The organism is Clostridium pascui, from assembly GCF_016908015.1.
GTDB classification, from domain to species: domain Bacteria; phylum Bacillota; class Clostridia; order Clostridiales; family Clostridiaceae; genus Clostridium_AK; species Clostridium_AK pascui.
Window position 1 is genome coordinate 583,358 of sequence record NZ_JAFBDB010000001.1, and the last position, 13,232, is coordinate 596,589.

A 13,232-nucleotide genomic window follows, 5' to 3' on the forward strand; every position below is an offset into this window, starting at 1 on the left:
CACTCTTGGTGACACTTTTATTTTTTTAGTCCTGTTCCGGTAAGTGGTACAACTATTTTTAAATCCTTATTTATATTATCTTTAAAATATTTATTTATTCCTGCTAAAGCAGCTGCTGAAGTATATTCTACGTATATTCCCATATGAGATAATATTTCCTTTGCCTCTTTTACCTCATTATCTGATACGGTTATAATATCCCCCTTGCTTTCTTCTATTCCTTTTATGATTTCATCAATTCTCATAGGTGTGCCTATAGCAATTCCTTCTGCTAAAGTTTCCCTTGGACATACATTTTTTAAATTATTGTATTTATTATAAATAGGCGCACAATTTTCACTTTGTATTGCAATAAGTCTTGGAAGTTTTCCTATTTCCTTGAATCCATGATAAGCACCTAAAAACATAGTACCGTTTCCTGTTGGTACAAACAAATAATCCGGTATTCCTATTTCGTCATATATTTCATATGCCATGGATTTAGTTCCTTCAAAAAATAATGGGTTATATACATGAGAAGCATAATAATATTTTTCAGCTGCTATCATTATAGCTCTTGAAGTATCATCCCTCATCCCAGGGATCTTCACTATATTTGCACCATAAGCCTCTATCTGCTTTATTTTCCCTTGTGATGTGTTTTCAGGAAGATAAATATTACACTTTATTCCTGCAGCTGCTGCATAAGCTGCAATAGCTGCTCCTGCATTTCCTGATGAATCTTCCACTATTTCTTCTATTCCCATTTCCTTTATTTTATTTACTAAAGTTATAGCTCCTCTATCTTTGAATGACCCAGATGGCATTAAATAATCCATTTTTAGAAATATATCTATTCCATATACATTTATTTTTACAATTGGAGTTTTTACTTCTCCTAAGGATATATTTATTTTCACTTTCTCTTCTATATCTTTTTTAATATTAAACAATCCACCACAATCACATTTATATTTAAGTGTATTTAATGGATATTCATTATTACATTTAGCACATATGAATTTCATTTTACTTTTCTCCCCTCGTTTTAAATTTTTCTTTAATACTACCACACTAAATTTACCGCCAGTAACTTTCCATTAATATGGAAAATGTATAGTAATATTGTACTGCTTTCAAAATATTTTAACAATTAGTATTTGAAAAATAATAAGCACAGGGAATTATCATTCTCTGTGCCATAAAATAGTTTAAGTATAATTTTTAAAAAGTCTATTATATATTCGCCGTCTACATGAGTAAGCATATCTCCAACCTTTAGGAGCAATATATTATCAAAGCCTTTTACCACTTCTCCATATAACGTACTAACTCCACCTACAACTGCATTTTATTTAAAGGATTTAGAGCCATCTGACTCTAAATCCACTTAAATTTGATTTGTTATCCTAATGCTACTATTTGGCTTCCTGAGAAGTAAACTGTAGCTCCTGGTCCAAAACAATCATAAGGTTCTACTAGTCTTAATGCTAAAAGTGTTGGTGAGCTTTGAGCTGGTATTATTTCTCCTCTTGCTATTGGGAAAACATCACTTGTTGTTATTACAGTAATTACTGAAGTTCCAAAGAAACCTACTACTCCTAAAATATCTATCATAAATTACACCTCCTTTTACTCTTTAAGTAATTCATTTTTCCTCTTTTGCATTTCTAATATCACTATATGAGTTTTTTTAAAAAAGGTTCTTTATCTTTTGAATAAAAAAAAATATATATATATGCTTTATATCTGTGAAACATGCACAATTTGCTGTTTAAAATCATATTTTTAATTATTAGTAGTTTTATTATAATAGGAGGCTTTTATGATAGTTCAATTAGGTGCACTTCACTACGTCTATCTTATTTTAATTCTCTTAATATTTCTATTCATGATTCTAAAGAAAGATATCACCTTAATTTGTATTGCAGGTATATTTGCCCTTGGTTTTATAGCTACAGGTTCATTAGCATCTTCTATAACAGGAGTATTCAACAGCTTTGTATATGCTATAGGACAGCTACTTGATATAATTTTGGTAATAGCCGCAATTACAGCTATGGGAATAATACTTACAAAAACAGGCATAAACGAAGCTATGGCTTATCCTTTTACAAAATTAATGAAGACACCAACATTAGCATACTGGATAATAGGTATATTTATGATGATAATATCCCTATTCTTTTGGCCTTCTCCTGCTGTAGCTCTTATTGGAGCAATACTTGTTCCTGCTGCAGTTAAAGCAGGGCTACCTGCTATTGGAGCCGCAATAGCGATGAATATTTTTGGTCATGGAGTTGCACTTTCTGGAGATTTTGTAATACAAGGTGCCCCTAAGCTGACTGCAGGTGGCGCTGGTATTCCAGTTGGAGATGTAATATCTGCATCCATTCCACTTGTAATATTTATGGGGGTTTTAACAACTATACTCTCTTTTGTATTTTTAAGAAGGGATATGAAGAATGGAAGTCTAGTATTAACAGAAGAAGACTTCAAGCATACAGAAAAAGAAGATATGGAATTTGAAAAATTGTTAACATCAAATACTAAAAAGATTTTTGCTGTATTCGTTAGTATTATGTTTGCTCTTGATATTTATCTTATGTATAAGCTGAATTTACAAGGTGGCGATGCTAGTGCATTGATAGGTGGTACTGCACTGGTGGTTATGACTATAATTACCATATATGTAGTTAAAAAAGACGCTTCCTCCCATATGATATCTTATATAGTTGAGGGCTTATTATTTGGATTTAAAGTATTTGGTCCTGTTATTCCTATCGCAGCTTTCTTTTATTTAGGTGACGCAGGATTTGTTAAAATATTTGGTGAGGTTTTACCAAAATCTTCAACAGGTTTAGTAAACGATTTAGGACTAGCACTGGCAAATACTGTTCCTGTTAATGCGCCTGTTGGAGCTGTAACATTAACTTCAGTTGGCATAATTACTGGACTTGATGGTTCTGGATTCTCTGGAATATCTCTAGCTGGTTCTGTAGCTAAGATATTTGGTATTGCGTTAGGTAAAAGCACCGCTACTTTAACCGCCTTAGGTCAGTTAGGTGCAATATGGGTTGGTGGAGGAACAATAATTCCTTGGGCCATCTTACCTGTTGCTGCAATATGTAAAATAGATCCATTTGAGCTAGCAAGAAGAAATTTGAAACCTGTTGCCATAGGTCTTATAGCAACTACAATATTTGCAATGTTTCTACTATAAGCCATAATTAAAAACTTAAGTTTTTTAATGACTAATAAAAAATACTAAGAACTAGGCATAGTTAATTTTACTTAATTAAAATTAACTATGCCTAGTTCTTAGCTATTCATTTATTAGTAATTTAAATTATTTATTCCAATCCTTTAATTTATCTTTAAATACATCTGCTAACGTAAATCCTTCAGATTTATCATTGTATTTTTCTAGATCCTCTTCCATATTCGTTGACGCTGACTTTATGCTTAAAGATATTCTTTTATTCTCACTAGATATTTCAAGTACTTTAACTTTTACTGTATCTCCAATTTTCAATACGTCTGAAGGCTTTAGTACTCTGTCATCTGATATCTCACTAATATGCACAAGTCCTTCGATTCCATCTAGCACTTCTACAAATGCTCCAAAGTCCATAAATTTCACCACTGTTCCTTGTACTATATCTCCTGCTTTAAGCTTATTTAATACTTCATTCCATGGATCAGATTTTATATCCTTTAAGCCTAATGAAATTCTTTCTTTTTCCTTGTCAAAGTCCAATATATATACTTCTACAGTGTCTCCTACTGAAACAACCTCTGATGGGTCATTAACCCTTTTCCAGGATAAATCAGAAAGGTGTATCAACCCTTGCACTCCTCCTAGTTCTACAAAAGCACCAAATTTTGCAAGTCTAACTACTTTACCTGTTCTCTTTTCACCTTTTTGAAGTGAATTTAATAATTCTTGTTTTTGTTTTTCTCTTTTTTTCATTTGTACTTCCTTTGCAGAAGCAACTACTTTTCCCTTGTGTTTATCAAATTCTATTAACTTAACTTCTAATTCCTTGTTATTATATAAATTTAAATCTTCTACATAATTCATAGATAATTGAGATGCCGGTATAAAACATCTTATGCCGCTTATGTAACCTATAATTCCTCCTTTTACTACTTCTTTTGTTTTTATATTAAATATATCTCTATTTTTAAATTTCTGCTCCAAATTATCCCATGATCTTATAACATCAGCACTTTTCTTAGAAAGTAATACATTACCTTCTCCGTCATTTAACTTAATTATAGATACATATATTTCATCATCAGGTTTAATTATTTCTTTTAAGTTTATCTCTTCGTTAGATACTTCATTTCTTGGTATTATTCCATCTGACATATATCCTATATTTACCAGAACCTCATCATTAGTAACTGAAATAACCTTACCTTTTACTATATCCCCCTCTTTAAGCCTCTTCATTGATCTTTCTATTTCTCCCATCATGTCTTTCATAGAAATATCATCATTGTGTTTTTCCATAAAGTCTCCACTCTCCTTAATTATAAGTTCATTAATTATTTTCAAATAACTTTAAATATATTATACCAAATTTTTCTTTTACAATATAGAAAAACAGGGAACTAAACTAAACATTTTAATGTCCCTGTATTGTATAATTATTATTTTTTTGAAATTCTATTAAATATATTTATTTTTTTAAGCCACCCTATTTTATAATCATTTCCTGCAACCAAATTATCACTATATACTACTTTATCTCTATTTAGTATACATATTCTTCCTACACTATCTCCTTTATTTATAGCAGCTTTTATTTCTTTTGGCATTATAACTTTTGCTTCAAGATCATCTCCACTTTTGATTGGAAGAACTATATCATTTTTACACTTCAAACTTATTTTGGGATCTATCTTAGGTCCATGTGCTATTATATCACCTTTGCTAAATAATTTTTTATACTCAAAGTTTTTTTCAACATAATCAAATATTTTTATTGTTTCCTTCCATCTTTCCGGTGCATTAAAAACAACTATTACAATTTCATGTCCCTTGAAATCTGCAGAAGTGACAAGACATTTACCTGCTTGACCTGTATATCCAGTTTTTACTCCATCAGCAAAAGGCATAAGCCAAAGTATCTTATTTATGTTATTATAACTTCTAGTAAATCCATATGCTTTTCCGTCTACTTCTTTTGATCTTACAATTCTATTGAATATGTCACTTTTTTTGGCTTCAGAGGTTATTAATGCCATATCATAAGCTGTAGTGTAATGTTCTTCATTATCTAAGCCATGAGGAGAATAAAAATGTGTGTCTATTAATCCTAAATTTAAAGCATATTCATTCATAACTTTAACGAACTCCTCAACACTTCCACTTATACCTTCAGCTATAGCAATTGCTGCATCATTTCCAGATCTAAGCATTAATCCATATATAAGTTCTAATAGACTTATTTTTTCTCCCTTTGAATATCCTACAGTAGAACCTTGTATACCAGCTGATCTTTTAGATATTTCAATTTTTTTATCTAAATCTCCATATTTTAATGCTACTAATGCTGTCAATATCTTAGTGGTACTTGCCATAGGCATTATAATTTCTGAATTATTTTCCACAAGTACTGACTTTGAATTTACATCTAAAGCTATGTATGCTCGTGCATTTATTGAGAGATTCTCAGTTCTATCTAATCTTTGAGCTCTTACTGTACTTGTATTAGACAAAGTTAAAATTATACTTAGAAAAGCCCCTATAAATTTTGCGATAAATCTTGTATAATGTTTCATTTTTATCACCTCCCTCTTTTTTTATTTTGCCTCCAAAGTTTCATTTTAATTCTTATAAAATTAATTTTATAATGCATAATAATTATTTATATGGTTAAAATAAAAATTATTGAAGGAGGATTTGGTAATATTATGAAAATATTTATTATTTCCCTTATAATTTTTTTATTATTTATCCCAATACCTTTAAAGATATATATACTTTATAAAAATAATAAACTTATTATAAGATTTTATAAATTTTCCCTTTATCCTTCTAACGATTTGAAAAATATGTCTAAAACAATTGCTAAAGTTCAAGAAAAAAGTAAACTTACTGTTCATTTTAGAAAAATCTTTGATAAGTATACTATTAAACAAATATTTCATCGCTTTTGTAAAACCAAATTAAAACCTAGCTTAAAACTAGAATTTAACTTAGATTATGGTTTTGAAGATGCTGCCTTAACAGGATTAAGTTATGGACTCTTAAATTCATTCTTTGTTCCATTACAAAATATACTATCCTCACTTTTTAAAATTAAAAAACTTCAGTTGAATGCTATGCCAGATTTTAATGGAAGTAAATTAAACTTGGAAATTAAAAGTATAATTTATATAAATATAGTTCAAATTATTAATATATGTTTTACTATAGGGTTAATACTATTTAAATCTTATAGGAACCATAAATATATACATAAAACAAAAGGAGAATTTAAGGAGGCTTAATTATGGAAAACCATCCAATTGATAATCTTATGAAGACAACAATGGAAAATATAAAAAGCATGATAGATGTAAATACAATAGTAGGTGATGCAGTTGAAACTAAAGATGGATCATTGATAATTCCTATATCTAGAGTTTCATTTGGATTTGCTTGCGGTGGAAGTGAATTAGAAAAATGTGAACCTAAAGATAGAGAAAATTCTAAGTATCCCTTTGGAGGGGGGTCTGGTGCAGGAGTTAGTGTAAAACCAGTAGCATTTCTAGTAGCAAAGGAAAATTCATTAAGAATGCTATCAATTTCACCGGATAACCCTTATGATAAAGTATTAGACAACATTCCTCATATTATAGAGTTACTAAAAGGTTTTAGAAAAAATTCTGATACAGAAGACGATGTTATTATTTGCAAATCAGAGGATAATAAAAATCACACTATCTAAATAAAATTACAAAAAATCCAGCTCAATTTGCTATATTGAGCTGGCTGCTTCCTCATTTCCTTCTTCTTTAAACTCATCTAATATTTGCTCTAAGCTTGGAAGTGCCTTTAAACTTTCAAGACCAAAATGCTTTAAAAATTCTTCAGTAGTTCCATACAATATTGGTTTTCCGGGCACCTCTAATCTTCCACATTCTTTTATCAACTTTTTTTCTACTAAAGTTTGTATTGCTCTATCACTTTTCACTCCCCTTATTTCATCTATATCAATTCTTGTAATTGGTTGTTTATAAGATACTATAGCTAAAGTTTCTAAAGCAGCTTGTGATAAAGATTGTCTTACATTTGTTTTTAAAAGTTTTTGTACATAATTGCTATTTTCTTCCTTAGTTACTAATTGAAGATTACTTTCCAATTGAATTAATTTTATTCCTCTATTATCTTTTTCGAATTCATCTTTCATATTATTTAATATTGCTCTTGTATAATCAATGTCGCATTCAATTATATTGCTTATTTCTTTTATATTTAATGGTTCCCCACTCATAAATAATATAGATTCTATAATAGACTTATATCTGTCCTTAATAGATGCATCTATTAAATCTATTTGATTAATATCCTTTTTATTCATCTTCGTCAACCCTTTCTAAGTAAATTTCTTTAAAGTTATCTTCCTGAACTATCCTTAATCTTCGTAACTTTATTAGTTCTAATAGAGCTAAAAATGTAACTACTACCTCAATTTTTTCGTTACAACTTTCAGCTAAGCAAGAGAAAACTGTTTTTTTGTTCCTATGCATTAGTTCAGAAATATACATCATTTTATCCTCTATTTTATAGCTCTCCACATGAATTTCCCTTGGTATAAAATTCAAGTTTATTTTACTATTATAAATCCTCATAATTTCAATATATAAATTATACAGCTCTAACATGGTAATGTTGTTTAATATGTTTTCTTGTTTTTTTTCTTTTATTTCTATTATTTCTGGTTTTTTACTAAACATTACTCCCATATGTTCAACTCTGTTCTTAAAAAATTCAGATGCAGCTTTAAACTTCTTATATTCTATAAGCTTATTGATTAATATCTTTTCAGTGTCTTCTTCTAAATCCATAGCAGCTTCGTCCTTTTTCTCTTTAGGTAGAAGTTCCTTTGACTTTATTTCAAGCAATGTAGCAGCTATAACTATAAATTCCGAAGTAATTTCTAAATCCATTTCTTTCATTTTACTTATGTATTCTAGGTACTGAGTAGTTATATCAGATATTCTAACATTGTATATTCCCATTTCATTTTTTTTTATAAGATGCAGTAATAAATCAAAAGGTCCTTCAAAGTTAGAAATCTTTATATTTAATGCCATTTAATATCTCTCCTAAATATAATATCGTTCAACCACTTGTATCCCTTATATTATAATTAAATCCTGATACTTTGTCTATTTTTAAAAAATATAGATTAAATACGTCTATTCCAGTAAAGTTTTTGAATGATTTTATCCTTTTATGTTTTAAAGTATTGATTTTTTCTTTAAGATAGTATACTTTAAAGAAAAAAGTAAAGAATTAGTAGAAAACATTATATTATCAAATAAAAGAAAGCAGAGGAATATAAATGAATTTCAAAATACATATACCTAAAAATCCTGCTTTGGCAATAAAAATGTTAGTTGATGCAGGCTTTGAAGCAGGTGTTGTGGGCGGATGTACCCGTGATGCTATTATGGGGGAAGAGCCTCATGATTGGGATATATGCACATCTGCTACACCAGACGAAATCCAAGGAGTGTTCAGAGACTTTAAACAGCTTGGTATAGGATTAAAACATGGCACAGTTGTTATTATTATGGATGCTGAAGAGATTGAGATTACTACTTACAGAATAGATGGTGAATACTCTGATTGCCGTAGGCCGAACAATGTATATTTTACAAAAAATTTAATAGAAGATTTAAGCCGCAGAGATTATACTCAAAATGCTATCTTCTTCAATGAATTTCAGGGAATTATAGACCCATTTAATGGAGTATCTGATATTAAACATAAAATTATTAGATGTGTAGGAAATGCAAATAAAAGATTACAAGAAGATGCTTTGAGAATTTTAAGAGGCATTAGATTTGCATCTACGCTGGGATTTAAAGTTGAAGAATCTACGAAAACAGCTATGCTTAGAAATAAAGAACTATTAAAAAATATCTCTAAAGAACGTATTACCGTTGAATTTGTAAAAATGTTTCAAGGTAAAAATGCAGTTAATATACTTGATGAATTTCAAGATATCATAACATATATTATTCCAGAAACAAAATCTATGATTGGATTTAAGCAACATAACCCTTACCATATTTATGATGTTTGGAAACATACACTTGTTGCAACTAGTAATGTTGACGGATTAATATTAAAATTAACTATGTTTTTTCATGACATCGGAAAAACAAGCTGCTATACTATTGATGAACAAGGAATAGGTCATTTTTATGGTCATGCAGATATTTCTGCTAACATTACATCTGAAATCTTTAAAAGAATGAAAATGACTAATGCAGAAGGAATTAATGCAGCTGACTTAAAAGATATTATAGAACTAATTAAATATCATGACATTATGATTCACCCAACAAAACCAAGTGTTAAAAAAATGTTATGGAAATTAGATGGCAGTGCATTACAATTTAACCGACTACTTTCAGTAAAAAGAGCTGATGCTTTAGCTCAATCTCCAACTAATTTAGCTAATCGCTTAAAAGAAATTCATACAATTGAAGAACTCTTAAATGAGGTGCTTACAGAAAATAATTGTTTCACATTAAAAGATTTAGCTATCACCGGAAAAGATTTAATTGCTCTTGGTATTCCACATGGTAAAAGTCTTGGAAAACTATTAAATCAATTACTTGAATCTGTAATTGATGAAAAATTACTAAATGAAAAAGAGGAATTGTTATCTGAAGCACAAAAATATATAAATTTATCATAAGTATACTATAAAAAATTAAGCTATGTTATGAGCATAAACTTTTATCTCCTAACATAGCTTATAATGCTATACAGATTTATCAAATAAATTTTTAAAATTAAACTTTAAATTATCTAAGAAGTTAGATCTCTGGATATCTCTATCACAATATATCTTAACTTTACCTGATAACTTACCATCTACATATACTTCACAGTAGCCAATTACTTCACCCTTGTTATAACGTTTCTTCTCCATATTTACTATACATTTCTTTTCTACTTTAGAATTGGCTCCCCTTTCTAAAGTAATATTTAAATCTTCTAAAGCCCTGGCCATAAAGAATTTATCTTCACTTTTACCTATTTTTATTTTTTCTATATCTTTATCCTTTTCTACAACCTTTTTAGATTCAAACTTAGAAAATCCATAATTCATAAGCATACTTGCATCCCTATTTCTTACTTTAAAAGTTGGAGCACCCATTATAACTGCAAGGACTCTAACTCCATCTCTAACTGCTGTGGTAGATATGCAATACTTAGCTTCATTGGTAAATCCAGTTTTAAGTCCATCACAACCTTTAAAAAATCTTACTAACTTATTATGATTTACAAGACCTATAGGTGATTTTCTACCTTCAGATATAGTCTCCATATATGTACCTGTATATTTTAACACTTTAGAGTGTTTCAAAAGTTCTCTTGACATAAGTGAAATATCATATGCTGTAGTTATATGTCCTGGTGCTGAAAGTCCAGAACAATTTTTAAATGTTGTATCTTTCATACCTAATTCTTGTGCTCTGTCATTCATAAGTTTTACAAATGCTTCTTCGCTTCCAGATAGATATTCTGCCATGGCTGTTGCTGCATCATTACCTGAAGCTATAGCTATACCCTTTAGAATCTCCTCTACAGTTCTAACCTCACCTGTATCTAAAAGCATGCTACTATTCCCATTCTTACCCTTCATTTTTGCATTTTCACTAACAGTCATTTTATCTGTAAGCTTAATTTTACCTGAATCTACTGCTTCCATTGCTAAAAGCATAGTCATTATCTTAGTTACTGAGGCCGGAGCTAACTTTTCGTGAGAATTTTTTTCATACAATATCTTGCCTGAATTTGGCTCCATAAGCAGCGCAGATTTTGCTTCAACTTGAATTCCTCCCTCTTCTTGCGCCTTAGCCTTCACAGGAGAAAAGGATACGCCACTAAAAATAAGTGCCCCTATTAAAATTTTACTTATTATTTTTTTATTGATTTTTTTCATGTCTAATATTCCTCCTTCCTTTCAATAGTATTTTCTCCTGCATTTTAGAAATTTATCCACTAAAAAAATGTTTTAAAAAATTATGAACATTATTTGTCATACATTTTATGGTAATTACAATATACTTTATTGAAAGGAGGTATTATATAATTAACTCTTATAAATTAAATAATCATATAAGATAACTAGAGGGGGGAAAAATTGTGTTCTTAAAAAAACTCAAAAGTTTTTCATTAACTAAAGCATTAACAACTTTATTGCTAACCTTCTTATTAATTATTTCTTTTTCCACATTTACATTTGCTAAAGAGCTAGATAGCTATAATGAAGGTTTTAAATTTGGTAAGGAGTACAAATTACAAATTTTACAAAACCTAAAGGAGGTTAAGGACAAAGCCTCTAAAAACAATATTGACATTAGCGCTTTAAATGGCGATTTAGACAAAGTAGAAAAAATGTATACTGAAGTCCTACCCGAAAAGCTAAACTGGATAAAGGGACTATCTGAAAGCACAGGAATTCCTTACAGAGATCTACTTATATTTAATACATTTGATAAAAATTTATTAAGTTTCCAAGGGGAATGTACTACATTTATAGCACATGGTAAAGCTTTAAAAGATGGTACAGGATCTATGATAATGAAAAATCGCGATTTAGGTGCTACTTCTTTATGTGAAGTATCCTTAGAACAAGCAGCTACTCATGCCAATAATGAACTTTATCAGGCAGCCTATATAGATATACCTCAAGCAGAAAAAACATATAAATTTGTTGGTGATCGTACTGCGGGTAGATGGGGTTATGCAATGGGAATAAATGAGCATCAAGTAATAGTAGCAGATAATGATGCTCCATCTAGAGACACTCTCGCTTTTAATACTGGCCTTCATGATAATGACCTTATAAGACTTACACTTGAAAGAGCAAAAACTGCACGTGAAGGTGTAGATATAGTCGGAAAATTAGTAGAGAAATATGGTGTAGCCTGGGGCGGAATAATGTACGAAATCGGTGACCCAAATGAATTATGGGTAGTTGAAGTTACTGGATACAGATGGGCTGCAAAGAAATACACAAATTCAGTTTCAGCAAGATCCAATCAATATCAGATTGAAGATGATTATGATTTATCTTCTAAAGACTTGATAACTTTTGCAGAAAAACAAGGTTGGGTTGAAAAGGGATTAAGTAAGATCAACTTTAGACAAACTTATGGAAGTACCACATTATATCCAGAAGATAATGATCTTTCCAAACGCCAAGCAGCAGAAAAATTATATTCTACAGAACAACGTTATCAAAGAGCAATGGAGCTTATGAAAAAATCTTTTGGAAATATAACACTTGAGACTATGATGAAAGGTTCAAGAGACCATTATGACACCTATACTTTACCAAGTGGTAAAGTTGTTAATACAAATCAAATTCCTTTCTATAGTTTAAGTGACAAAAATTTTGCTAACTGGGAAAACAATGAATTTATTATAGATTCCCCAAAAGATGATAAGGTTTCCACAAACCTTTATATACGTGGACTATGCAGCCACGACTTAGGTTGGGGAAGAACTATGTCTTCAGCAGTTTTATGGGCTAGACCGAATGTTCCTAACGAACTAGGATTAATGCTTCATTCTTTTTCACCTCCATGTGGTTCAATCTTTGTTCCTTTTTATGTTGGAATAGATAAAGTGCATCCAGATTTTGAAGGGCCTTCAGCTGCAGCTCTCTTCCAGCAAATTGATACAAGGACATTTGCATTTTACCAAGATTACCATAATATAATAAGGGCAAAATTTGATCCTTATGAAAAAGATATGCTTTCTAAGATTCAAAACATTGAAGACAAGTATATGGAATCAAGATCAAAGGATATACTAAATTCTTTCTGTTATGACGAGTGCCAAGCTGCAGTTGATTTAGCTAAAGCTGTCCAGGAAGATATCACTAAAGCTGCAGTAGATAAAAATGATTGGACTCCAAGAAAAGTCGATTAATTGTACCATTAACCAATAAATAAGTACAAAATATTATAGAGAGTATTACACTATGATGTAATGCTCTCTA

12 protein-coding genes are annotated in these 13,232 nt (G+C 30.0%); 5 read left to right on the plus strand and 7 right to left on the minus strand.

The window, feature by feature from the left end; genetic code table 11:
- Positions 1-17: 17 nt before the first annotated feature.
- Complete coding sequence (locus tag JOC70_RS03160; protein WP_204597435.1) at positions 18-1,007, minus strand: pyridoxal-phosphate dependent enzyme; 990 nt, start codon at positions 1,005-1,007, stop codon at positions 18-20.
- A gap of 376 nt (positions 1,008-1,383) precedes the next feature.
- A complete protein-coding gene (locus tag JOC70_RS03165; RefSeq protein WP_204597436.1) occupies positions 1,384-1,596 on the minus strand; it encodes a hypothetical protein in 213 nt (70 codons plus the stop codon).
- 208 nt (positions 1,597-1,804) lie between these two features.
- Between JOC70_RS03165 and JOC70_RS03170 the strand changes: the two genes are divergently transcribed.
- Positions 1,805-3,202, plus strand: coding sequence for a hypothetical protein (locus JOC70_RS03170; protein ID WP_204597437.1), 1,398 nt, complete (start codon positions 1,805-1,807; stop codon positions 3,200-3,202).
- A 126-nt stretch (positions 3,203-3,328) separates the two neighbouring features.
- Here the strand turns inward: JOC70_RS03170 and rpsA are convergent, their stop codons facing one another.
- On the minus strand, positions 3,329-4,498 hold the full coding sequence (gene rpsA, locus JOC70_RS03175) for a 30S ribosomal protein S1 (protein WP_204597438.1): 1,170 nt from the start codon (positions 4,496-4,498) through the stop codon (positions 3,329-3,331).
- 140 nt (positions 4,499-4,638) lie between these two features.
- Positions 4,639-5,772, minus strand: a complete 1,134-nt coding sequence (locus JOC70_RS03180; RefSeq protein WP_204597439.1) for a D-alanyl-D-alanine carboxypeptidase family protein — start codon at positions 5,770-5,772, stop codon at positions 4,639-4,641.
- Positions 5,773-5,904: 132 nt separating this feature from the next.
- Between JOC70_RS03180 and JOC70_RS03185 the strand changes: the two genes are divergently transcribed.
- Positions 5,905-6,483, plus strand: a complete 579-nt coding sequence (locus JOC70_RS03185; RefSeq protein WP_204597440.1) for a DUF2953 domain-containing protein — start codon at positions 5,905-5,907, stop codon at positions 6,481-6,483.
- A gap of 2 nt (positions 6,484-6,485) precedes the next feature.
- Positions 6,486-6,923 (plus strand): GerW family sporulation protein, encoded by a 438-nt coding sequence (ytfJ, locus tag JOC70_RS03190; protein WP_204597441.1) that lies wholly within the window; start codon positions 6,486-6,488, stop codon positions 6,921-6,923.
- A gap of 30 nt (positions 6,924-6,953) precedes the next feature.
- Here the strand turns inward: ytfJ and scpB are convergent, their stop codons facing one another.
- Positions 6,954-7,556 (minus strand): SMC-Scp complex subunit ScpB, encoded by a 603-nt coding sequence (gene scpB / locus JOC70_RS03195; RefSeq protein WP_204597442.1) that lies wholly within the window; start codon positions 7,554-7,556, stop codon positions 6,954-6,956.
- Positions 7,549-8,292 carry a segregation/condensation protein A gene (locus JOC70_RS03200; protein WP_204597443.1) on the minus strand — a complete coding sequence of 248 codons (744 nt, stop codon included), beginning with the start codon at positions 8,290-8,292 and terminating at the stop codon, positions 7,549-7,551. The genes scpB and JOC70_RS03200 overlap by 8 nt, the downstream gene beginning before the upstream one ends.
- 251 nt (positions 8,293-8,543) lie before the next feature.
- Between JOC70_RS03200 and JOC70_RS03205 the strand changes: the two genes are divergently transcribed.
- Positions 8,544-9,911, plus strand: coding sequence for a CCA tRNA nucleotidyltransferase (locus JOC70_RS03205; protein ID WP_204597444.1), 1,368 nt, complete (start codon positions 8,544-8,546; stop codon positions 9,909-9,911).
- Positions 9,912-9,977: 66 nt separating this feature from the next.
- Here JOC70_RS03205 and JOC70_RS03210 read toward each other — a convergent pair whose 3' ends face one another.
- Complete coding sequence (locus JOC70_RS03210) at positions 9,978-11,165, minus strand: D-alanyl-D-alanine carboxypeptidase family protein (RefSeq protein ID WP_204597445.1); 1,188 nt, start codon at positions 11,163-11,165, stop codon at positions 9,978-9,980.
- Between the two features lie 203 nt (positions 11,166-11,368).
- Here JOC70_RS03210 and JOC70_RS03215 point away from each other — a divergent pair, with 203 nt between their 5' ends.
- Positions 11,369-13,162: a C69 family dipeptidase gene (locus JOC70_RS03215; RefSeq protein ID WP_204597446.1), complete on the plus strand. Its 1,794-nt coding sequence runs from the start codon at positions 11,369-11,371 to the stop codon at positions 13,160-13,162.
- Positions 13,163-13,232: the final 70 nt, after the last annotated feature.